Below are 22,170 nucleotides of genomic sequence, written 5' to 3'. Positions count from 1 at the left end.
TTACGTTCCAAGTGAGAGAGACATGAAACAGCTCATCCCCCTCGCCGTGATCGGGTCCCTGCTCGCCGCAGCCCCGCTGGCGGCGCTTGCCGAGACCGCGCTGCCGGAAGGCGCCAGCATCGCCAAGGACGCCAAGGCGCTTCGGACCTATGCGCCGAACGGCAATCCGGGGGCCGTCGACTTCGACGCCGCCGACCGGCTGGCGATCGCCAATCTGCTCTACGCCTATTCCTTCGCCTACGACAACTACGAGGCCGACGCCTGGTTCAAGCTGTTCACGGACGATGTCGTGTTCGTCGCCGGCGTTCCGGGGGCGGGGGCCGTGTCCTTCACCGGAGAGGGCTTCCGCACGTTCTGGCGGGAGCGGATGAAGCAGTTCAGCTCCTCCGGCAACCAGCGCCGGCACCTGATGTCGAACATCCTGTTCCTGGAACAGACCGCCGATACCGCGCACGTCAGTGTCGCCGGACTTCTGACCAACGCCAAGGACGGCAAGACCTTCACCGCCGTGTCGAGCCTCAACTATGAAGGCTGGCTGGTGAAGGGAGAGGATGGCTGGAAGATTGAGCGCTGGCATGACTTCCCGGACGCACCGGTCCCGGAGAAGTAAACCCGGAACACGCGCAAAAGCAGGCATGTGAAAGTCTCGACGCGACGTGTCCTTCCGCAGGCCGGGGCGAGCGGATCCCGACTTTTGGAGGGCCTGTTCGCATCGTGTCGTTTTCATCGGACCTGCAGGCACAGGCGAAGGACACCCCTTCCGCGAGCCGTTTTTTCACTTGCGCGGAAGGGTGAGCGCTATCAGGATCCGCCCCGGGTTCTCCAATACACCTCCAGCGCGGCGGGGCCGATGAGCGATAGCGGGTCGATACTCTTGGTCAGGGCCAGCGGTTTCGGTCCCCTGCCTTCGATCTTTGAGCAACGAGCCGGCGAACGGGCCCTCTGGCGGGTTTTCGAGAGGGCGGGGCTTCCCGTGGACGTCATCGGGGCACCGCAGACTCCGGTTCCCCTTCCGGCCATGATCAGTCTTTTCGAGCGATGCGGACACGAACTCGGCGACCGGACCTTCGGCCTCGAGATCGGGTTCGAGATGCAGAAGGCGTGGGGGTACGGCCTGTGGGGGCGCTATGGCGCCATGGCGGACACGCTGGGCAAAGCGATCCGACGCTACAACCTGACCTTTTGGGCCCATGCCTCCGATGGCAGGCTGGAGCTCGTTGAAGGTGCAACGGCCACGCTCTGGCGCCACGTCAAACAGCAGCCCGGACAGTCGGCCGTGCAGCATATCGACCACCTGATCGGCCCGATGATCATCATTGCCAGGCTGTTTCTCGCGCCGGGCTGGCTGCCGGAATGGATCGAGGTTCCCTATCAGCGGGACAGCGATGCCCACCTGATGGAAGACCGGTTGCAGGTTCCCGTCCGCTTCGGCCGCAAGGGAACCGGGATTGCGTTCAAACCCGGCGATCTCGACACCCGGAAGGTGGGGAAAGTGCAAGAGGCGTCCAGGATCCTCACGTTGAGGGAGGTGATCGCGGACAATGCCCTTTCGCGCGCACCCGAGCCGGCGCGGGCCTTGTCGGCAATCGCCGCACTTCGCCTGCTCGACGGGCGGACGGACATCGAGGGCGCGGCGCGGATGGCGGGCCTCAGCGTGCGGAGCCTGCAACGACAGCTTCTGGAAAAGGGATATTCCTACCGCGACATCGTGACCATCGTCCGAAACGAGCGGGCGGTAAGCCTCCTGCATGAGACGACCCTTCCCATCATGGAGGTTGCCCTGCTGCTCGGCTACGAGGATCATGCAAGCTTCACGAGGGCCTTTCGTCGCTGGATGGGGTGCTCTCCCCTGGAGTTCAGGCGATTTCAGCGGTCGGTGGCGTTGGCGTAAAATGCAAAGCAGGCGTGACGGCTTCTTTTCTAAACCTACTGAATACCGGTTTCAGGGGAGGGGCCGTTGTGCGGGCCAACATGAGCCAGGGCCGGCTCTCCCGGATGCGCCGATCCCGAGGGCATGACGCCATCACGATGCGTTTCGGTGATCCATCGAATGTCTGCGAAGCACAAGGACCTGCAAATGGAAACGCTTTCCGCGCGGTTGAAGAATGCGGTGACGCCGCGCATCCTGTTGGCCGGGCTCGGCTTTGCCGCCGGCCTCCAGACGGTGCCCGCGTTTGCGGCGGATCCCGCGTCGTCCATTGCCGTCGCTCCCCTGGAGGCGGACGCCTCGCCGTCGCCGTGGAGTTTCGAAGTCGCACCCTATTTCTGGGCCGCCGGCATGTCGGGCAAGGTCGCGTCTTTCGGAGCCCCGCCCGTCGATGTCGACATGGGCTTTTCCGATATCCTGAGCGATCTTCAGTTCTCGGCCACGGTCGCGGGGGAAATTCGCAACGGCCCCTTCAGCCTCACCACGGATTTCTTCTATCTGAAGCTGGGCACGGACGAAACCACGCCGCGCGGTGTCCTTGCGTCGAGCGTCGCTCTCGACTCGTCCACGATGTCCGCGACCGCGCTTGCCGGTTACGCGATTGTGGATCGCGCGAACATGCGTCTGGATGCTGTCTTTGGCGGACGCATATGGTCTGTCGAAAACACGCTCAGGTACAATGGCGGCATCCTTGCCGGCCGGTCCTTCAAGGATTCGGAGACATGGGTCGATGCCATGGGCGGCCTCAAGGGGCGCGTGAACGTCACCGACCGGATTTATCTTACCGGCTCGGCCATAGCCGGCGGCGGCTCGTCGAACTTCGGCTGGGACGTCATGGGAGGCGTTGGCTACGAGATCTCCCAACATGTCTCGGCGGTTGCCGGCTATCGGGCGCTCGGGGTCGACTACAAAAACGGGACTTTCGATTTCGATGTCACGGTCCAGGGGCCGATCGCGGGTGTTTCCTTCAAGTTCTAGAGACCGTTTTCCTGTCTGCTTTCCCTTATGATGCCAACCGGGGCAGCCGCGTGGGGCGTGATCGGTTCGGGGTCATGAATGCGCACGCCGAGGGCGCAAAGCCGCCGCTCATGGCCTTCCAATCCCCACTCCCCCCTTGCGGGGCGGGCCAAGACCCACTACCCACTCACTCACGTGTTCAAGACAGGCCCGTGGTCGGATTTCGCGCGCGTGCGCGCGGCGGCCTGAACGGGCGACAGGCAGGACTGAAACGGCATGAGCATCGTCGACACCCGCACTCCCGATCCGAAGAAATTCATTAAGGGCGCCACCGGTGACTGGGAAATCGTGATCGGGCTTGAGGTTCATGCGCAGGTCACCTCCAACGCGAAGCTCTTTTCCGGTGCCTCGACCGAATTCGGCCGCGAGCCCAATTCCAATGTCAGCCTTGTCGATGCCGCGATGCCCGGCATGCTGCCGGTGATCAACGAGGAATGCGTCGCACAGGCCGTGCGCACCGGCCTCGGACTAAAGGCAGAGATCAACCACAGGTCGGTGTTTGACCGCAAAAACTATTTCTACCCCGACCTGCCGCAGGGCTACCAGATCTCGCAGTTCAAGCAGCCGATCGTCGGCGAAGGCGAGGTTCTGCTCGACATGGCCGACGGCGAGAAGGTGACCGTCGGTGTCGAGCGCCTGCATCTTGAGCAGGACGCGGGCAAATCCTTGCACGACCAGCACGCGACCATGTCGTTTGTCGATCTGAACCGCTCGGGTGTGGCGCTGATGGAGATCGTCTCCAAGCCCGATCTGCGCTCCGGCGACGAGGCCAAGACCTATCTGACCAAATTGCGCAGCATCCTGCGGTATCTCGGTACCTGCGACGGCAACATGGACCAGGGTTCGATGCGTGCGGACGTCAACGTGTCTGTGCGCGCGCCGGGCGGCGATTTCGGCACGCGCTGCGAGATCAAGAACGTCAACTCCATCCGCTTCGTCGGTCAGGCGATTGATTACGAAGCACGCCGCCAGATCGGCATTCTGGAAGACGGCGGATCGATCGATCAGGAAACGCGGCTGTTCGACCCCGTGAAGGGCGAAACCCGCTCGATGCGCTCCAAGGAAGAGGCGCATGACTATCGCTATTTCCCAGATCCCGACCTTTTGCCGCTGGAGTTCGGCCAAGCCTATGTCGATGCGCTGGCAAGCGGCCTGCCGGAACTTCCCGACGACAAGAAGGCGCGGTTCATCGCCGATTACGGCCTGTCGGCCTATGACGCCGACATCCTGATCATGGAGCGGGCCTCGGCGGACTTCTTCGAGCTTGTCGCGGCGGGGCGCGATGCGAAACTCTCGGCAAACTGGGTGATCAACGAGTTGTTCGGCCGGCTCAACAAGGAAGGCTTCGATCTTGGCGAAACGCCTGTGTCGGCGGCACAGCTCGGCGGGCTGGTCGATCTCGTCAAGGACGGCACGATTTCCGGCAAGATCGCCAAGGACCTTTTCGAGATCCTGTGGACCGAGGGCGGCGACCCGGCGGAGATCGTCGAGACGCGCGGCATGAAGCAGGTGACGGATCTCGGCGCCATCGAGGCGGAGGTCGACAAGATCATCGCGGCCAATCCGGAGAAGGTGGAGCAGGCCAAGGAAAAGCCCGGCCTGCTTGGCTGGTTCGTCGGTCAGGTGATGAAGGCGACCGGCGGCAAGGCCAACCCCAAGGCGGTCAACGACCTGCTCAAGTCGAAGATCGGCATCGAGTGATAAGCGGCGCATTGAGCATGTTTGTCATGCTCCCGTAACGCAGACGGCTTACCCGGCTCAAGTCATGACGATCCATGATTTGGGAGAACGGGCATGAAGGCTGGACAGACGGGCGCGGGCGGATTGCTCGAAAAGGCCGTGCATCGCAACAGGGCGCTGTCGGGCGAGGGGTTTTTGGAGCGCGCCTTCACCTTTGCCTTCAAGGGCCTTGTCTATCCGCAGATCTGGGAAGACCCGGAAATCGACATGGAAGCGCTTGCGATCGAGCGCGATCACCGAATCGTGGCGATTGCCTCCGGCGGCTGCAACATCCTGTCCTATCTGACCGCCGACCCGCGCGCGATCACCGCCGTCGATCTCAACAAGGCGCATGTCGCGCTGACGCGGCTGAAACTGACGGCGGCGACACAGCTGCCCAACTATGACGCGTTCTATCGCTTCTTCGGCAAGGCCGACCAGGCCGCCAATGTGGCGGCCTACGAGCGCTTTCTCCAGCCGCACCTGGATGCGGACACCCGCGCCTATTGGGAACGTCGCGATCTCACCGGGCGCAGGCGGATTTCGCTTTTTGCGCGCGATCTCTACCATCACGGTCTGCTCGGCTATTTCATCGGCTGGGGCCACAGGGTGGCGCGGCTTTACGGCATCGACCCGAAGGACCTGCTCAAGGCGCGCACGATGGCCGAGCAGCGCAGCTTCTTCGACACGGCGCTCGCGCCGCTCTTCGACAAGCGCATGGTGCGCTGGGCGACCTCGAAGAAGGTCTCGCTCTACGGTCTCGGTATTCCGCCGGCGCAATACGAGGCGCTGGCGTCTGCCGGCAATGACGGGATGGCCGGCGTCCTGCGCCAAAGGCTGGAGCGGCTGGCCTGCGGCTTTCCGCTTTCGGAAAATTACTTCGCGTGGCAGGCCTTCGGACGCGGCTATGCCGACGACGAGGCCGGTCCGCTGCCGCCCTATCTGCGCCGAGCGCATTTCGATGATGTTCGCGCGCGCGCCGACCGCGTGCAGGTGGCCAACCGCTCCTTCACCGACCATCTGGCCGATCAGCAGGAGGAGAGCGTTGACCGGTATGTGCTTCTGGATGCGCAGGACTGGATGTCGGACGATACGCTCAACGAGCTTTGGGCCGAGATCACCCGCACGGCGCGCCCCGGGGCACGGGTGGTGTTTCGCACCGCCGCCGAGCCGTCGCTTCTGCCCGGGCGGGTCGCAGCCGACATTCTCGACCGCTGGGACTATGACGCCGAAACCTCCGCCCATTGCAGCGCGCGGGATCGCTCCTCGATCTACGGCGGAATGCATCTCTACATCCGCAAGTCCGCATGAGTGGGCAGGGGACCAGCCAGGGCGACACCGCCGGCGCGGTGCTGATGGACCGGATTTACGGCTGGCAGCGGCACATCTATGACATGACGCGAAAGCCCTATCTGCTGGGGCGTGACCGTCTTATCGCCGATCTCCAGCCGCCTGATGGCGGGACGGTGCTGGAACTGGGGTGCGGGACCGCCCGCAACCTTGTCGTGGCCGCGCAGCGCTATCCGACGGCCCGGTTTTTCGGCATCGACCTGTCGTCGGCCATGCTCGACAGTGCAAGGCGCTCCATCGACCGGGCAGGGCTTGGAGGGCGGGTCGTGATCGCGCAAGGCGACGCAAGCGCTTTCGATCCGCGCGTCGTCTTCGGGCGCGAGACCTTCGATCGGGTGTTCGTCTCCTATGCGCTGTCGATGATCCCACCCTGGCAGCAAGCGCTTGAGGCCGGATTGGGCCTGCTTGGCGACGGCGGAGAGCTTTCCTGCGTCGACTTCGGCACGATGACGCGCTATCCCACGATACTGCGTGGCCCCTTTCAGGCATGGCTCGCCGCCTTTCACGTAACGCCGCGGGGTGACCTTCCCCACGTGCTTTCCGGCCTTGCCGCCCGTCATGGCGCGCGCGCGGATGTATCCATTCTTCATGGCGGCTATGCTGTCTACGGGCGCGTGGGCCATGATGCCGCTCGCAAGCCACCAAACGATTGAGTTCATGCATGATCGACCCCACCGATACGCTTGCTGTCACGATTGGTCCGGCGCTGGAGCATGACCTGCCGGACATCCTCCGCCTGTTGAGGGCCAATGCCGTCGGCGCCCGCGCTGATGCGGAGAGCGAGGATCCGGCCCCCTATGTCGCGGCCTTCCGGCGGATGAAAGCCGGTGGGACCACGACGCTCCATGTCGTGCGTTGCGAGGGGGAGGCAGGGGCGATTGCCGGATCGTTCGAGCTCACGGTGATAGAGGGGCTGTCGTTTCAAGGGCGCCCGCGCGCCCAGGTCGAGAGCGTGCACGTCATGCCGGAGTTTCGTCGCCTGGGGATCGGGCGCGCGATCATGCGCTTCGCCGAGGCGCGCGCCCGCGAGGCCGGCTGCGTGTTGTTGCAACTGACGTCGAACCGGGCGCGCGAAGGATCGCATGCCTTTTATACGGCGCTTGGCTATGACGCCTCGCATATCGGCTACAAGCGGATGCTGTGAGGGGCGCGGCGGCTCGGAGAGGTCCGGCTGAATGTGTCCGTTCCGCTTCAAGGCAGCGCTTGCGAGCAAGTCGCGGGGAAGGGTTGGCCGAAACCGATATGGGGGCCGAATTTCCACGTCTGCCCATCGAAGCAAAATCTGACGCGGATATCGTTGTCGTTGCCATAGACAAGACCGATGTCGGATGGCCCGAGCAGTTCCATTCCCTGGCCTCTACCGTCAAAAAAGCCGCGACGCCATTCTGTTACGGTTCCGTCGTCGGCGATTCCATACAACGCGAGTATGTCTTTGTGCCGCCCGTAGAGCCGCCCGACGATATTGTCTCCGGAGACAATCCCGTGCCCCTGTCCGTCTTCGATCCGGTAAGTGTGACGCACGAACCCCGTCGAATTTCTGGTGAATATATCAAATATATCGTTGTCTTTCCCGTAGCGAAGAACCGAGTGGTTCCTGCCCGTGAAGACATCCACTTCGCAATCGTATTCATCACCGTCCTGAATTCGGAAGAGAGTTCCTTTCGAAATATCGCTTTGATCATCTCCCACGATGATAAGATCCTTGTCCTCGCCACCGATCCAGGTGTTGAACCTGGAAGAGCGTGTTGAGCAACGCCAAAAAGGATCATTCAAAGGGCCGCCGCGCACGATGCCCATGTTGGCGTCGCACAGTGCCGGAATGCCGTCGCCGCCCGAGTTCAGAAGTCCGCATCCACCAAGTGGATTTCCCATATCCCAAGTGTCGATTGCCGGCCCCGCATTGCTGACGCATTTTACACACTTCCCCAAACGCCCGGCTTCCGCAGGGGCGTTTGTTGAAATGACAAATGCTGCAAGGATAATTAGTTTTCTAAACATCCCAAAAACTCCCCCTCCAGATTTTTATTGTCGATGAATTTGGATAATAATGAAAACGGGAAATATTACTTCAAAATTGCAAGCTATTCAATTTATTAATGCATAATAAAGAAATGCAATTCGTTTTCACACGGTGCGCGAACCTGCGGCTGCCGAATTTTTTCGCATTCGATCTGACGGCCTCGCAGCTTGGCGGTATGCGGATGCTGTGAGGGCGGGCTTCTGCGTTCAGGCCACTTGATCGAGCGTACATCGTTTCAAGCTCATTCGAGCGCGCGGACAATCAGCCTTTGCCGGATGGGGCGCCGCTGCCTATGTCTAGGCACGACAGCGGGTTTTTCCGCAAGCTTCACGACATGTTCCGGAGACAAGAATGACCGTCACCCAGAAAGAGCCCATCGAAGTTCACTACTGGCCGACACCGAACGGCTGGAAGGTTACGATCCTTCTGGAGGAGTTGGGCGTTCCCTATGAGATCAAATACGTCAACATCGGCGCAGGCGACCAGTTCAAGCCGGACTTTCTGAAGATCGCGCCGAACAATCGCATGCCGGCAATCGTCGATCCCGAAGGTCCCGGCGGCGAGCCCATTTCCATTTTTGAATCGGGCGCAATCCTTCAGTACCTCGGTCGCAAATTCGGCCGGTTCTATCCGGGCGACGAACGCGCAAGGGTGAAAGTCGAGGAATGGCTGATGTGGCAGATGGGCGGCTTCGGCCCGATGCTTGGCCAGAACCACCACTTCCGCGTCTATGCGCCCGAAAAGCTTCCCTATGCGATGGATCGCTACCTCAATGAGACTCACCGGCTGTATGGCGTGTTGAACAAGCAACTGGAGGGGCAGGATTTCGTCGCCGGCGAATACAGCATCGCCGACATGGCCATGGTCGGCTGGGCCAAGGGCTGGGAGCGACAGGGGATGGATCTTGCCGCCGATTTCCCCAATGTGAAACGCTGGCTGGAGGCACTGACGGCGCGTCCGGCGGTCGCACGCGGGCTTGCCGTCGGCCAGGAAGAGCGGGAAAAGCTCGACCTTGCCGGCAACAAGAATGCGCAATCGGTGTTGTTTGGTCAGCGGGCGCGCTGAGCCGCTCACCGTTCATGGCAAACTGGGGGAAGGGCGGCCGGCGCGGTGTCGGTGCGCCCTTCTTTTTGCCGTCTGCCCGCTATTTGACGCGGCTCCAGGTTTCGCCCCTGCAGATCAGTCCGCCCAGCACGCACCCCTTGAGGGAGAGTTTGTCGGGTCCTTCCAGGGTCATGCGTCCCGAATAGGTCTTTCCGTCTTCCGCGTTGTAGACCTTGCCCTTCCAAACACCCGCGTCGCCCGCGGGTGTCATGCCCATCACCGTGCGTGTGCCCAGCAGCGGTCGCGCGCGTTTTGCCGGGTCGGGATTTTTCGAGTCATTGCGCGGGGCCTTCAACCACACCAGCTTTCCGCACAGCGATGACCCGCAAGGGCTGATTTCGATACGCGAGGTGCCGCTCGGACGTTGCCAGACACCTGTGGCATCGGCGGCAAGCGTCGCAGTCGATGCAAAACCCAGAACCGCTGCGGCCAACGCGGATGCGGCCAAACGGATATGCGACATGTCTGATTTCCTCCACACGGCCAATGATCAGGTTTCTTGTCGTTTACGTAAACGGAATGTAGGCATGATTGGAGATCTTGACCACCTGTGTCGGGCGGCAACGGGCGATTTTTCCGGTGCATTCGCTGCGCAACAAAAATCCCTCATTGTTCAGATGGTGAATCCCTGGTTGACGGCTTCTTTCGGAATTTCGGAAATGCCGGTTGATTTTGCAGACTGAATCCGACGTTCCTGGTGAATCGCTTATTAAATTTACGGAAAATTTTAATTGTGTTTGGTTCTTGTTAAGCGCGCTTTTTAAGCTTCCGTTGAAAGCCTGACGACACACTCGACGTTGAAAGATGCGTACATAACAAGCCGAAACGACGTCTTTCACCATTCTTGGCTTCGCATGATGTGAAGCCTTCGCGTTGAACGGAAACGGAGTGTGAAATGGCTCGTCTTGATCTTGGAAACACCGAACTGGCAACCATGGGCGGTCAGCCCGCCGGACCCGACATCCTGCTGCAGATGGGCCTTGATTGTGCCTGCGGCCGTCATGGCGAAACGGATCTCGTGTCCGCGCACAAGTGGCTCAACCTGGCTGCGATGAAGGGAAACACGGACGCGGTGCGTCATCGTCGTGATATTGCCGGCGAGATGAGCCGGTCGGAGGTTGCCGAAGCCCAGCGTGCCGCGCGTGAATGGCTCAGCTTGAATTGAGCATCCCGGCGCCCGGCCCGGCGTACAGGGCCGCATTGTTTGAGTGCCCGTCAACCGATCGCGGCGTTTGATCCGATCGACGGATTGATGTCGCGGTCGCCACGTCCAACCTGCGTGCGGCCGCCCGTGGCGCCCTCCAGGCTTCGGGTTCGCCGTCGGGTCACGTTCCGTCTTTGTCAAAGCGGTTGTTTGTGGATTTCGGGGATCCCCGCCGTGCCGTCCCTGGCAGCGGACGCATCGCGGTTCCGCCATCCGGCAAGGAAAGCAGGCGTGAAACGGCCTCCGCCTGCTTCAGTTTTTCCCTTAGCGACACAAAGTCCGCATGGTCCGGAAGGGCATTGATCAGTGCTTCCGTTCTCCGGGCGATGGTGCGCGCGGCCGTCCGTTGTCTTGCGATGCGTGTTTCTTTTGCGTGCGACACACCCTTGACCCTTGCTTCGGCGGTGAGGCGTGGCTTGTTCGAGCCGATCTGTGCCGACAGGCCGTTTCCCGGTGGACTGGGAGGGGAGTGTCCATGCCTTTGCGCTCGCGCGCCATCGTGGATTCCCACGATGCGGTATCTTTTGACGGTGTCGCCACCTCAGCGCAGGAGGCCGGCACGGAAGCCACGGGTCACGAGATGTGCCCGGTTGACCGCGTTGAGTTTGCGACGCAGGGATGCGCCGTGATCCTCGACCGTGCGAACGGCGAGTCCGGTCAAGGTCGCGATATCTCGGTCGGTCTTGCCTTCCGCCGTCCATCTCAGGCAGTCGTATTCGCGCGGTGTCAGGCCGAGATCCCTGGCGGTCTTGCGGTGCTGCGTTGCCGAGCCGGCGGAGTCCACGGCAAGACCGGCCGCGATTTCGAGCATTGCGATGTCCCTGTCTGTCAGTTCGACCCGCGCGCCACCCAGCGACAGGCTTCCTCTCGTGCCGCCGGCGGTGAACACCGGTATCGCAACCCCGTCGGCGAGCCCGTGTTCGCGCGCCGCACCGAACAATCGGTCCGCAGCCGGGGAGGGGGCCCCGGCAATGGCGTCGGACCATCGAAACCCGTAACAGGACACCAGGACGCGATGAATGACCGGGTCCTCATGCACGTGCCCCTCGTCGAAATAGCGCAGCAGCCACTCGTCGGGCCAGCGGTTGAACAGGATTTGCGCCTGCGCTGCCGGAGCGGCGGGCACTTGGCCAGGAAGGACGCCGCATAAGACGTGCGTGAGGCCATATCGGGCGGCGATGCGCAGGAGCGAGTCGCAGATCGCGGTCTCCTCGGATGCATCGCGAATATGCTCCAAGAGTTGCATGAAGGTGTCGTGGTGCAACGGCTTTGCTCCCTGTTGCAGGCTTGATGCACGCAAAAAGCGTTGTTGCACTGAATAAACCTTATGCGTTTAAGTCCGATGACGGAAGGTCGGACAATGTGACGGGCATGGAGCCGTTCGCGCGGCGTTCAGGTACGTTCCGCATCATCCGGGCCCGGCGGGAAGCCTGTGCGTTTCCGCCTGAAAATGGCTTGACCCATGCGGCTATTCCGCCTATCCCGATCACATCGGAGAGGTGGCCGAGTGGTCGAAGGCGCTCCCCTGCTAAGGGAGTAAACGGGAGACCGTTTCGAGGGTTCGAATCCCTTCCTCTCCGCCATTTTCCATATGTCCGATCCGGAGACATAGGTAACAGACCGTTCCGGAGACATGGGTTACAACCTCGTGCCGAACGGGTTGTCGATTGTCTGTAGTGTTCTCTGCTCCAGGTCGATGTATCCCAGATCATAGCTCATGAAGCTGATCAGCCAAATTCCATCCTCCACTTCCCTGATCCTGAGCTTCTGACCGGCCAGAACGGTTGAGACGTTGATCTTCTTGCGATGCATGCAGATCCGTCCGCAAGCCGTGACCAGAGCGTCCCTGTCATGGGAGGGATAGTCAAGGTCCGGCAGGCCCTGATACAGTCTTGATGAGGGTGTGTAGACTTCCGCCGGGGTCTTCATGGCAAGCGCTTCATGGGGCCGCTCCTCATTGAATTCCCTCATGAAAGCGTCGAACTTGGCCTGTTGCTGCAGACTGTTCATGCCCGGAGGCCGGGTGGCTTTCTTCTTCAGGGTAAGGTGCATGCGCTCGTGGCAGCCGTTCTGTTGGGGATGGCCTGGTTTGATGCGCTCAATCCCGATGCCCAGGCGCAACCACCACACCGACAGCTTGGACAAGTTGTAGAGCCCGTTCGGCGAGGCAAAGGGCAAGCCGTTGTCCGTGCGGATCGCACACGGTAGTCCGCGCTCTTTGAACAGGGCGAGGAACGCTTCGGCGACCGGCTTTTCCTTCGTCGAGTCAAAGGCCTCGCAACTCAGCAGGTAGCGGGACGCATGGTCGGTGACCGTCAAGGGGTAACAGTAGTGCCGGTTGCCCAGCTTGAACTCGCCCTTGAAATCTGTTGCCCAGAGATCGTTGGGGGCAACTCCAGCTGAAAGAGGCGTTCCTTCGGCCTTGTTGGCGCGCCGCCTCTTGCGGGCTCTGCTGACAAGGCCGTGCCGGTCCAGAACCGCATGCACCGTGCTCTGCGCGGGAATGCGAACGTCACCAGCAAGCTTGCGCACAAGCACTTCCCGGATCTTGCGCGCACCCCAATAGGGCTTCTCCTTCCGTGTCGCGACAATCAGACGCTCAACCTGTTCCGGAAGCTGGTTGGCGTAGCGCACAGGCCTGCGGGACCGGTCGCAAAGCGCTTCCATCCCATCGCACTGATAACGCTTCCAGATCTTGTAACCGGTCTTGCGGGAAATACCGAACTCCCGGCAAACCGAACTCATGCCTTCGCCATCCAACAGGCGGGCGACGAAACGAAGACGTTCCTCCACTTTGGACACCTCTTGCCACGGCATCGACACCTCCCATAAAACGGAAAGTGTTACCTATGTGTCCGGAACGGTCTGTCACCTATGTCTAAGGTCGGGCAATACAATATTTGCATTTCCGGTCCCGTCAGCCGAGATCAGGGCAACGGGCACAAAATTTCATGTCTCATCTTTTTGCCAACAGGCATGGGCGGGTTTTGGGCGCATTCTTTCGAGGCGGTAAAGTGCCTAACGACCGCTAAGCGGATTTTACGACCTTCGCGCTGTTTCGCGATTGAGCGATGAATTTCATTGCGGAGCTTTTTGGTGTGTCTCTTAGAATTCGAAGATTGAACCGCACCGGGTTTGCCGAAGGCCGGTTTGTTTGAGTCACGCTGGCACGACCGGTTCTTGGTGCTGCCATCAGGTGACGCTGGCGAAGTTTTCCGCCTCGTCAAACAGGATTTGCACCTTCACGGCCGCCGACCGGTCGCCTGCGACCCGAAACGCCTTCTCGGCCTGTCCCAAAGGATATCGACCTGTGATGATCGGTCTGACATCGATCCGTAGGTCCGAGATGAGCTGAACCGCCTCGGTAAAATCTGCTGCAAGGAAACGCTGAGTGCCTTGCAGGTTCAATTCCTTGCCAACCAGGGCGTTGAGCGGCAGTGGCGTTTCGCCGGCCACACCGACCTGAACCATGCGCCCCTGCGGCCGGATCGCGGCGATGGCTCCACGGATGGCGGGTGCGGCGGCGGAGCACTCGAAAACGATGTCGAAGTGTCCCTTGTCCGCAGCGTATTGGTCCAGTGTGGCGGGCTCGTCCGAGACGTTGATCGTCTGTGTGGCGCCCATCTTGCGGGCGACTTCGAGGGGCAGGTCCTGAAGGTCGGTGACCACGATTTCGTCGGCACCGTCTTCGGCGGCGAGCGCGGTGCAGAGCGCGCCGATGGGGCCGGCGCCGGTGACCATCACCCGCTTGCCCGCGAGCGGGCCCGCCATGTTGCGGGCGTGGAGACACACGGCGAGGGGTTCGGCGCATGCGGCTTCGGAAAAACTCGTTTTCGGTCCGAACGGAATGCATTGGCCCGCATCGACCACCATTTCCCCGCGGAACAGCCCCTGTTCGTGCGGGAAGCGCAGGGCCGAGCCGTTAAACCGCATCTTGAGGCAATGCGTCGTCAGCTCCTCGCGGCAATACCGGCAACTGCCACAGGGACGGCTCGGATTGATCGCGACCCGGTCGCCTACGGACAGTTCGTTCACGCCTTCGCCAAGGGCTTTGACAGTGCCCGATGCCTCGTGCCCCAGGATGATGGGTTCGCGCACCCGGATCGGTCCGAAGCCTCCGTCTTGAAAGTAGTGCAGGTCGGACCCGCAGATGCCGCCTGCCGCCATGGCGACGCGCACTTCGCCAAACCCGGGCTCGCCGACATCGTGTGTCTCGATACGGATGTCGTTCTGGCCGTAGAGGCGGCAAACGGGGGTTGGCATGGATACGCTCTTAGGGTGAGAGGACGGAGGGCAGCCACGTGGCCAGGGGCGGGAAGTAGGAGACTGCCAGCAGCACGAGGATGTTGGTCACCAGAAAGGGGAGAATTGCCACGACCACAGGCCCCAGTGGCAAGCGCGCGATGCCCGCGCAGACGAACAGGCAGACGCCGACGGGCGGTGTGGTCAGGCCGATCATCAGGTTGAGCACGGCAAAGGTGGCGAAGTGCAGCGGGTCGATGCCGACGGCGGTGGCGAGCGACAGCAGCGGCACGAAGAGAATGATCAGAGCGGCGATCGTTTCCATGAACATGCCGACGAACAGCAGCAGCAGGTTGATCAGAAGGATCACGACGAAGCGGTTGTCTGTAATGGACAACACGCCGTTCGCGATGGCTTGCGGGATGCGCTCGGAAACGAGGATCCAGCCGAAGACGTTGGCGAAGCCCACGAGCGCCAGGATGCCCGCCGCCGAAACGGCGCTGTCGATCACGATGCCGGGCACTGAGCGCAGTGGCAGTTCGCGGTAGATGAAAGCGCCAACGACAAAGGCGTAAACGCTGGCGATCACCGCCGTTTCGGTCGGGGTCGACAGACCCGAAAGCAGGCCGTAGATGATAAGAAAGGTCATCGCCAGCGCCCAGATCGCCCCTCCGAAGGACCGGGCGACTTCGGACATGCCCTGCCACGATTGATACGGAAAGCCCTTGCGCACTGCGATGATGTAGCAGGTCACCATCATGGCGACGCCCATCAGGATGCCGGGAACAGCGCCGGCCAGGAACATCTTGCCCACCGAGATACCGGACAGCGCGCCCACGATGATCATCGGAACCGAGGGCGGGATGATCGGCCCCACGGTCGAGGAAGCGGCGGTGACGGCGGCGGAGAAATCGGCCGGATAGCCCGCCTTCTTCATCCCGGGGATCATGACCCCGCCAATCGAGGCGGCGTCGGCCACCGCGGTGCCGGTGATGCCGCCAAACAGCATCGAGGCAGAAATGTTGGTCAGTCCCAGTCCACCGCGGATCCAGCCGACCAGCGCGTTGGCAAAACGGATGATGCGCGTGGTGATTCCGCCGCGGTTCATCAGGTTGCCGGCGAGAATGAAGCCCGGGATCGATAGAAGGACGAAAACGTCCATGCCCGCATACATCTTCTGCGGCATCGCGACCACAGGCATTCCGGCGAACAGCATGTAGGCCAGTGACGACAGACCAAGCGTGATCGCCACCGGGATCCCGAGAATAAGGCCCAGGACGAATACCGAAAACAGAATCGTGACGTCCATGGCGACTATTCCTCTTCGGATTTCTGCAGCGTGCCATCCTCGGCGCCCGACAGCATCCCGAGTATGCGAAGCACGCCGAACAGTGCGAGCCCGGCCAGCATCAGCCAGACGGAAAAGTGAACGAAATCCATTCGCAGGCCGACCGCTGGCGAAGTCTGCATTCGACCGATTGAGACATAGCGCCACGCCGGGGCGAGCAGAGTGAGCGCCAGGCCCGCCGTTGCGATGGCCGACAGAAGTCTCAGAAACGAGGGCAGGCGGCCCGGCAGGGACTCGCAGATCACGTCGACATTGACGAGGTCACCGCTGCGGAAGGCCAACCCGGACCCGAAGGCGATGAGGTAGAGCAGGGCGAAGCGCGTCAGTTCCTCTGTCCAGACGGGCGCATTGCCCGTCAGGCGGCCCACGACCTGAATCAGCACGGATGCCATCAAGAGCCCAAAGGCGAGACCGGCCCCCAAACGGGCGAGGAAAATGATCAGATGGATCAGGCGTTCGACGCGGTGCATCCCTTTGTCTCCCGGGGCTATGCGTGTCCGGGCGGGCACGAAAGTCATGCCCGCCCGCGTTCTTGGAAACCGCGCGGCGTTAGTCGGCGAACAGCTTCTCGACGATCGGCTTGATCTCGTCGCTGACATTGGCGAGCACGGCGTCTTTGGCCTTTGCGGCGAAGGCAGCGTTGTCGACCTCGACGAAGGTCATGCCGTTGTCTTCCAGAAACGTCCGGTCGGAAGCGAGGCTCTCCTGGAAAAGCTCGCGCTCATAGGCCTGCGCGCGGGCCGCTGCTTCCATCACAGCCTTCTGGTCGTCGGCGCTCAGGTCCTGCCAAGTGCTTTCGGCGATGGTCAGGTAGATCCACGACCGGACGTGATCGGTCAGGTTCACGTGGCTCTGCACTTCGTAGAAGCTTGCTGAGCGGATCAATGCGAGCGGGTTTTCCTGTGCGTCAATGGTGCCGTTCTGCAGCGAGGTGAAGACTTCGGAGAAGGCCATCGGGCCGGGACTTGCGCCGAGCGCACTCCACACGTCGATGAAGAGCGGCACGTTCGGCACACGCATTTTCAGCCCGTTGAGATCGTCCGGAGACGTGATCGGCCGATTGGACGTGAGTTCTCGCGCGCCGCGGGCGAAATAAGCGATCGGACGGATCTGCACCTTCTCGATGATTTGCGCCTTGATCTGGTCGCCGATCTCACCGGAAGCGACTTCGTCCATGTGCTCGATTGACTTGTAGCCATAGGGAACGGCCAGGAGTGCCGCCATCGGCGCCCAGTTTTGCAGGCTCTCGCCGGTGATCGTCATGTCGACGGTGCCAAGTTGCATCCCGTTGATGAGGTCGATCTCCTTGCCCAACGACTCGTTCGGGAAGACCTCGACGGCGATGCGGCCATCGGTCAGCGCGGAAAGTTCTTCGCCGAACTTGACCGCGGCGAGGTGCCATGAGTTGTCCTCGTTCGCAAGGTGCCCGAGTTGAAGCGTGCGCTCCTGCGCGAACACGGATGTTGACAAAATCGTCGCCAGAAGCGCGCCGCCTGCCAGTGTGCGGGTGATGTTCATTGGTCGTCTCCTCCTTGGATGTTTACATTGACCGGACGGGGAGCGTCCCCGTCCGGCATTTCGAAAAAACCGGGGACGGATGCCGCGATTTTCGGTAGATCGTTCAAAACCTCGCGCAGATGTTCTCGGACGCACTTCTCCGCACCCGCGACATCGGCCTTCGCGATGTGCTCGACGATGGCTTCGTGCTGCCTGACAAGGTTTGGCACGGGAAAATGCACGAGCGACAGGAAGCGCACTCGGTCCATCTGGGATTTGAGCCCTTCGATGAGCCGCCACGCTCCTTTCTTGCCGGCAGCGGCCGCCAGCGTCCGGTGAAAGCGGTCGTCGAGCGCAAAGAAATCCTCTGGCCGGCCATCCATGGCAGCGCGCTGTTCTTCGATCTGCTCGCGCAGCTTTGTCAGCCACGTCTCGTTGGGTGTGCTTGCCAGGATGCGCACGATATCGGACTCGATCGCCTCGCGTAGAAAGCGTGCGTCGAGCACCGCTTCGTAGCGAATCTTTCGCACCACAGTGCCGCGCTGGGGCAGGATCGCTAGCAGGTCCTCGCCAGCGAGCTTGATGAAAGCCTCGCGCACCGGCTGGCGGCTGATGCCGAATTCCCGCGCGATCTCTGTCTCCGAAATGCGACTGCTTGGCGGGAGGTCATTGTGGATGATCCTGTCGCGCAGCGCCCGGAACAGCTGCGGCGCGATTGGCGCCAGCGGATCAAGCACGCTTGCCGAGCCAGATTCTTGTAGCACGATGTCACCTCCCAGAGGCTTCTTACCATACTTCCATACTAGTCTGCAATCGATCGTTGTGTTAAGGATGCAATTGGGAGCAAGCACCGGCGAAAACCAAGGAATGTGGCATGAGACAGACATGGCGATGGTTCGGTCCAAACGACCTCGTGTCGATCGACGATGTGCGTCAGGCCGGTGCCGGGGGCATTGTCACCGCGCTTCACCATGTCCCTACCGGAGCGGTCTGGACACAGGACGAAATCGCGGGTCGACAGGGCGAGATTGGTCGGATGAGCGACGGCGCACGCTCGGGGCTGACGTGGGACGTGGTCGAGAGCCTGCCCGTATCCGAGGACATCAAGCGCCAAACCGGCGAGTGGAAGGCGCATATCGCCGCGTATAAGGAGAGCCTCGCGAACCTCGCCGCCGCCGGAATCAAGGTGATCTGCTACAATTTCATGCCGGTGCTCGACTGGACGCGCACCGACCTTGCATATCGGCTGCCAACCGGCGCGACGTGCATGCGTTTTGATCTGACTGATTTCACGGCCTTCGACCTGCATATCCTGAAACGCCCTGGCGCCGAGCACGACTATGACGAGGCTTTGTGTGATGCTGCCGCCGAACGCTTTGCCGCCATGTCAGACGCAGAGAAGGAGATGATTGCCGGCAATGTGATTTTCGGTCTGCCAGGCGCCGCCGAGCGCTTCACGCTTGAGGACGTACGCGCGCATCTCGCAGAATACGCCGCCATGAGTGAGGACGTACTGCGGAGCCATCTCGTCGACTTTCTGTGCGAGGTAGTGCCCGTGGCCGAACGGCTAGGCCTGCGCATGTGCTGCCATCCCGACGACCCGCCTTTTCCTTTGCTGGGACTGCCGCGGATCATGTCCACCGAGGCCCAGTACACGAGCCTTATGGACGCTTTGGACAGCCCCGCGAACGGCATAACACTGTGCTCTGGCTCGCTGGGCGCGCGACCGGACAACGACCTTCCAGGCATGATGGAGCGGTTGGGCGACCGGGTTCATTTCCTCCATTTGCGCAACGTGAGGCGCGAGACATCTTGTGTTCGGGGCTCATTCTACGAGGCTGAGCATCTGGATGGCGACACGGATATGGTCGCGCTTGTCGAAGCGGTATTGCGCGAGGAGAAGCGGCGCAAGGCCGCGGGGCGCGACGATTGGTCAATCCCTTTCCGTCCTGATCATGGACAGGATATCCTGGACGATCTGGGGCGCCGCGCTCAACCGGGTTATCCGTCCATCGGGCGCCTCAAGGGGCTGGCGGAACTGCGCGGGGTCGTTGCGGCTCTTTCCTCGCGGATCGGCGGATGACCGATCGGCTCAACACTCTCCGGGGACTTCCAGCATCGGTGAAGCGGCCGGAATATGACCCCGTCGCACATGGTGTGGGGATCGTTCACTTGGGTCTGGGCGCATTTCACAAGTCGCACCAGGCGGTCTACACTGACGACGCCCTCGCCGCGTCCGGCGGCGACTGGAGAATCGCGGGCGTAAGCCTGCGAAACCCGGCCGTGTCCGAGGCTCTGACGCCGCAAAACGGCCTGTTCACAGTGATCGAACGGGGTTTCGAAGGAACCGAGGCCCGAGTGATTGGATCGGTTGCGGCAGCGTTTTGCCTGTCCACACATCGCCAGCCGGTTCTCGACGCACTCTGTTCGCCGGCCACCCGGATCGTCTCGCTTACAGTGAGCGAGAAGGGCTATGGAATCGACCGGACCAGCAGCGGAATCGACCTTGCCCATCCAGCGATCGCTGCCGATCTCAAGACACCTGATCACCCGGTCGGGGTAGCCGGACTTATCGTCCAGGCGATTGGTCAACGGCGGCAGGCCGGGGCGCCGCCACTGACGATCTTGTGTTGCGACAATCTGCCCGAGAACGGCCGCATGGTGCGCGCGCTTCTGCTGGATTTCGCGCGCCGCTCGGCGCCCGGGCTGGTGGATCATATCGCCAGCGACATCGGGTTTCCCTCCACGATGGTCGACCGCATTACCCCGGCGCAGGGCAAGGAGACGCTGGCCCTGGCGCACAAGATGACTGGACGATGCGACCTGGCGGCGGTCGAAACCGAGCGCTTCCGGCAATGGGTGATCGAGGACGATTTCCGCTCGGGCCGGCCCGACTGGGCCGCCGGCGGGGCGATCTTTGCGCGGGATGTCCGCCCCTACGAGCTGATGAAACTGCGGATGCTGAACGGCACCCATTCGCTCATCGCCTATGCAGGCTTTCTATCGGGCATGACCTACGTACGCGACGTCATGAGCGACCCGTCGATGGCGACCCTCGTCAGACGTCACCTCGCTGCCGCCGCGGCGACGCTGCCGCTGCTCGACGGGGTGGATTTCGACGCCTATGGCGATGACCTGATGCACCGGTTTTCCAATCCGCATCTCGCGCATGAAACCTACCAGATTGCCATGGACGGGACCGAGAAATTGCCGCAGCGCATACTGTCGCCGGCGATGGAGGCGCTGGATCGGGGCCAATCGCTCACGCCCTACGCTTTCGCGACGGCTGCGTGGATGCGTTATGCGCTCGGGAAACGGGACGACGGCATGAGCTACGCGCTGCGGGATCCGCAAGAAGGCACGATCGCCGCAAAGATGGACGGAGCAAGGGATGCGCGAGACATCGTTCAACGCTTCTCCGAAATTCCAGCTCTTTTTCCAGAAATTCTTCACAATCATGACGCATGGACCGACACGGTCGTAGACAAGCTTTCAGGGATGCTGACGGAGGGAATGGCCTGGGCGATCAATAACGAAGCCAATCGGCTTTGAGCATGATATGGACCAGCGTCTAACCAAAGTGAACCACCCTTGGACGAACGAACCAGACCGATCAAAAGTCGATCAAACCCACCACATGCTGGGACTGAACAACAGCCATTTGCCCCGATCTCGGTGAACGGCTGTTCTGGTTCGTCCACGTCAGTAACATGTGGCATGCCGCAGCTGCCGGTTCGACGGGAAAGAGTTCAGCCCGCATTGGATCGGGTTGCTGCAAGGCTGCCCGGACACCGGTTTCGGGACTTTTGGGGAGCTGGCGAGTGAGCAGAGCGGTTTCGGGCGCCTTTCAGCCTTCCAAGGGCTTGCTGCGCATCACGGCGGGCCCAGGAAGTCGAGCGTGGCGGCGATAGCCGCGTCCGTTGTTTCCGCGTCGAACTCAAGAGGGCTCAGGAACGATTTCTCCGGCACATCGAAGCCGTGCGTGACGCCTTCGTAGACGGTGACGGCCACATTGGCTTTCATCGACACCAATCGTCCCGCGAGTTCGAGGCAGTGACGTTCGTTGGCGATGGCGTCGCCCTCAACCAGCAGGAACAGATAGGACAGATCCGGTGGCAGGGCGTTTGCCGACCCCAGGCTCGCCGGACCGCAGTAGGGATAGTAGAGGACGGCGCCCTTGATTCCCGCCAGCGGATCGTCGGTGATGGCCTCGGGCCAGGAGGTCAGCAGCGGCGGCAGCGTGCCGGCGCGGGCCATGGCGAGGTAGTCCAGGCTCGTCCACCCGCCATGGGACACGCCGATGAGGACGATCCGCGTGCTGTCGATCTCCGGCCGGTCGCGCAAGGCGGCAAGCGTCACTGCGATGTCGGCAGCGCGCTCGGCGCCGTTCAGGAGCTGTCCGGCACAGACCAGCCGCCAGAGCTGCGCCTCCTCGAGACCGCGCGGTCCGTGGCTGTCGACGATGACGGAGGCCCAGCCCGCCGACGCGAGTTCGACGGCCAGCCGGTCGAGGTTCGTTCGCGGCCCGTCGCAGCCTGACAACAGCAACGCAACCGGGTGAGGTCCTTCCTCCTTTGGCAGCGTCCAGCGCATGGCAGTCGCGATCAGCGTTGCGATCGCTTGCGGGGACTGCGGGTTCGCCGTCCAGCCGAGCCGTCCACGAAAGCCGTTGACCGCGAGCAGCATCGCAACGAGCGCAAGGGCAACACCGGTCCAGACCAGCCAGCGTCTCATGCCCGGTT

The 22,170-nt window shown here is 61.8% G+C and carries 22 protein-coding genes and 1 tRNA gene; 13 read left to right on the top strand and 10 right to left on the bottom strand.

Going from position 1 to position 22,170, the window contains the following annotated elements; all coding sequences use genetic code 11:
- The first annotated feature begins 22 nt into the window (after positions 1 to 22).
- From BLU32_RS10705 to BLU32_RS10675, 7 genes are all read left to right on the top strand, one after another.
- The gene (locus tag BLU32_RS10705; protein WP_208976870.1) at positions 23 to 610 is read left to right on the top strand and encodes a nuclear transport factor 2 family protein; all 588 of its coding nucleotides are present in this window, start codon (positions 23 to 25) and stop codon (positions 608 to 610) included.
- A 240-nt stretch (positions 611 to 850) separates the two neighbouring features.
- Positions 851 to 1,891 (top strand): AraC family transcriptional regulator, encoded by a 1,041-nt coding sequence (locus tag BLU32_RS10700; protein ID WP_093806862.1) that lies wholly within the window; start codon positions 851 to 853, stop codon positions 1,889 to 1,891.
- A gap of 186 nt (positions 1,892 to 2,077) precedes the next feature.
- The gene (locus BLU32_RS10695; protein ID WP_093810872.1) at positions 2,078 to 2,905 is read left to right on the top strand and encodes a hypothetical protein; all 828 of its coding nucleotides are present in this window, start codon (positions 2,078 to 2,080) and stop codon (positions 2,903 to 2,905) included.
- Between the two features lie 255 nt (positions 2,906 to 3,160).
- On the top strand, positions 3,161 to 4,645 hold the full coding sequence (gene gatB / locus BLU32_RS10690) for an Asp-tRNA(Asn)/Glu-tRNA(Gln) amidotransferase subunit GatB (RefSeq protein ID WP_093806860.1): 1,485 nt from the start codon (positions 3,161 to 3,163) through the stop codon (positions 4,643 to 4,645).
- A gap of 93 nt (positions 4,646 to 4,738) precedes the next feature.
- Positions 4,739 to 5,974 carry a DUF3419 family protein gene (locus BLU32_RS10685; RefSeq protein ID WP_093806858.1) on the top strand — a complete coding sequence of 412 codons (1,236 nt, stop codon included), beginning with the start codon at positions 4,739 to 4,741 and terminating at the stop codon, positions 5,972 to 5,974.
- Entirely contained in the window at positions 5,971 to 6,666 is a 696-nt protein-coding gene (locus BLU32_RS10680; RefSeq protein WP_093806857.1) for a cyclopropane-fatty-acyl-phospholipid synthase family protein, read from the top strand. The genes BLU32_RS10685 and BLU32_RS10680 overlap by 4 nt, the downstream gene beginning before the upstream one ends.
- An 8-nt stretch (positions 6,667 to 6,674) precedes the next feature.
- Entirely contained in the window at positions 6,675 to 7,157 is a 483-nt protein-coding gene (locus BLU32_RS10675; RefSeq protein ID WP_093806856.1) for a GNAT family N-acetyltransferase, read from the top strand.
- Positions 7,158 to 7,204: 47 nt separating this feature from the next.
- Here the strand turns inward: BLU32_RS10675 and BLU32_RS10670 are convergent, their stop codons facing one another.
- Positions 7,205 to 8,011, bottom strand: coding sequence for a hypothetical protein (locus tag BLU32_RS10670; RefSeq protein WP_157727629.1), 807 nt, complete (start codon positions 8,009 to 8,011; stop codon positions 7,205 to 7,207).
- A gap of 373 nt (positions 8,012 to 8,384) precedes the next feature.
- Between BLU32_RS10670 and BLU32_RS10665 the strand changes: the two genes are divergently transcribed.
- Entirely contained in the window at positions 8,385 to 9,098 is a 714-nt protein-coding gene (locus BLU32_RS10665) for a glutathione S-transferase N-terminal domain-containing protein (RefSeq protein ID WP_093806854.1), read from the top strand.
- Positions 9,099 to 9,177: 79 nt separating this feature from the next.
- Here BLU32_RS10665 and BLU32_RS10660 read toward each other — a convergent pair whose 3' ends face one another.
- Positions 9,178 to 9,600 (bottom strand): DUF2147 domain-containing protein, encoded by a 423-nt coding sequence (locus tag BLU32_RS10660; RefSeq protein WP_093806853.1) that lies wholly within the window; start codon positions 9,598 to 9,600, stop codon positions 9,178 to 9,180.
- Here BLU32_RS10660 and BLU32_RS21800 point away from each other — a divergent pair.
- On the top strand, positions 9,599 to 9,820 hold the full coding sequence (locus BLU32_RS21800; protein WP_157727628.1) for a hypothetical protein: 222 nt from the start codon (positions 9,599 to 9,601) through the stop codon (positions 9,818 to 9,820). The two genes, BLU32_RS10660 and BLU32_RS21800, sit on opposite strands and share 2 nt — an antisense overlap.
- Positions 9,821 to 10,032: 212 nt before the next feature.
- Positions 10,033 to 10,302: a hypothetical protein gene (locus BLU32_RS10655; protein WP_172838558.1), complete on the top strand. Its 270-nt coding sequence runs from the start codon at positions 10,033 to 10,035 to the stop codon at positions 10,300 to 10,302.
- A gap of 580 nt (positions 10,303 to 10,882) precedes the next feature.
- On the opposite strand, the gene BLU32_RS10645 is transcribed toward BLU32_RS10655, so the two are convergent.
- Positions 10,883 to 11,587: a LuxR family transcriptional regulator gene (locus BLU32_RS10645; RefSeq protein ID WP_157727627.1), complete on the bottom strand. Its 705-nt coding sequence runs from the start codon at positions 11,585 to 11,587 to the stop codon at positions 10,883 to 10,885.
- A 247-nt stretch (positions 11,588 to 11,834) separates the two neighbouring features.
- Here BLU32_RS10645 and BLU32_RS10640 point away from each other — a divergent pair.
- Positions 11,835 to 11,924, top strand: a tRNA-Ser gene (locus tag BLU32_RS10640).
- Positions 11,925 to 11,979: 55 nt separating this feature from the next.
- Here BLU32_RS10640 and BLU32_RS10635 read toward each other — a convergent pair.
- From BLU32_RS10635 to BLU32_RS10610, 6 genes are all read right to left on the bottom strand, one after another.
- Positions 11,980 to 13,158: an IS481 family transposase gene (locus BLU32_RS10635; protein WP_093806848.1), complete on the bottom strand. Its 1,179-nt coding sequence runs from the start codon at positions 13,156 to 13,158 to the stop codon at positions 11,980 to 11,982.
- A 375-nt stretch (positions 13,159 to 13,533) separates the two neighbouring features.
- On the bottom strand, positions 13,534 to 14,604 hold the full coding sequence (locus tag BLU32_RS10630; RefSeq protein ID WP_093806846.1) for an L-idonate 5-dehydrogenase: 1,071 nt from the start codon (positions 14,602 to 14,604) through the stop codon (positions 13,534 to 13,536).
- A gap of 10 nt (positions 14,605 to 14,614) precedes the next feature.
- Positions 14,615 to 15,892, bottom strand: coding sequence for a TRAP transporter large permease (locus tag BLU32_RS10625; protein ID WP_093806844.1), 1,278 nt, complete (start codon positions 15,890 to 15,892; stop codon positions 14,615 to 14,617).
- Positions 15,893 to 15,897: 5 nt separating this feature from the next.
- Positions 15,898 to 16,401, bottom strand: coding sequence for a TRAP transporter small permease (locus tag BLU32_RS10620; RefSeq protein WP_093806842.1), 504 nt, complete (start codon positions 16,399 to 16,401; stop codon positions 15,898 to 15,900).
- Between the two features lie 79 nt (positions 16,402 to 16,480).
- A complete protein-coding gene (locus BLU32_RS10615; RefSeq protein WP_093806840.1) occupies positions 16,481 to 17,449 on the bottom strand; it encodes a TRAP transporter substrate-binding protein in 969 nt (322 codons plus the stop codon).
- Positions 17,446 to 18,165, bottom strand: coding sequence for a GntR family transcriptional regulator (locus BLU32_RS10610; protein ID WP_244501831.1), 720 nt, complete (start codon positions 18,163 to 18,165; stop codon positions 17,446 to 17,448). The genes BLU32_RS10615 and BLU32_RS10610 overlap by 4 nt, the downstream gene beginning before the upstream one ends.
- A gap of 137 nt (positions 18,166 to 18,302) precedes the next feature.
- On the opposite strand from BLU32_RS10610, the gene uxuA reads away from it, so the two are divergent.
- Both uxuA and BLU32_RS10600 read left to right on the top strand, forming a co-directional pair.
- Complete coding sequence (gene uxuA / locus BLU32_RS10605; protein ID WP_093806838.1) at positions 18,303 to 19,511, top strand: mannonate dehydratase; 1,209 nt, start codon at positions 18,303 to 18,305, stop codon at positions 19,509 to 19,511.
- Positions 19,508 to 20,980 carry a mannitol dehydrogenase family protein gene (locus tag BLU32_RS10600; protein ID WP_093806836.1) on the top strand — a complete coding sequence of 491 codons (1,473 nt, stop codon included), beginning with the start codon at positions 19,508 to 19,510 and terminating at the stop codon, positions 20,978 to 20,980. The genes uxuA and BLU32_RS10600 overlap by 4 nt, the downstream gene beginning before the upstream one ends.
- 321 nt (positions 20,981 to 21,301) lie before the next feature.
- On the opposite strand, the gene BLU32_RS10595 is transcribed toward BLU32_RS10600, so the two are convergent.
- A complete protein-coding gene (locus BLU32_RS10595) occupies positions 21,302 to 22,162 on the bottom strand; it encodes a dienelactone hydrolase family protein (protein ID WP_093806834.1) in 861 nt (286 codons plus the stop codon).
- Positions 22,163 to 22,170 lie beyond the last annotated feature (8 nt).

Source organism: Stappia sp. ES.058 (assembly GCF_900105595.1).
Lineage (GTDB): Bacteria > Pseudomonadota > Alphaproteobacteria > Rhizobiales > Stappiaceae > Stappia.
This window is presented reverse-complemented; position numbering and strand designations above follow the sequence as displayed.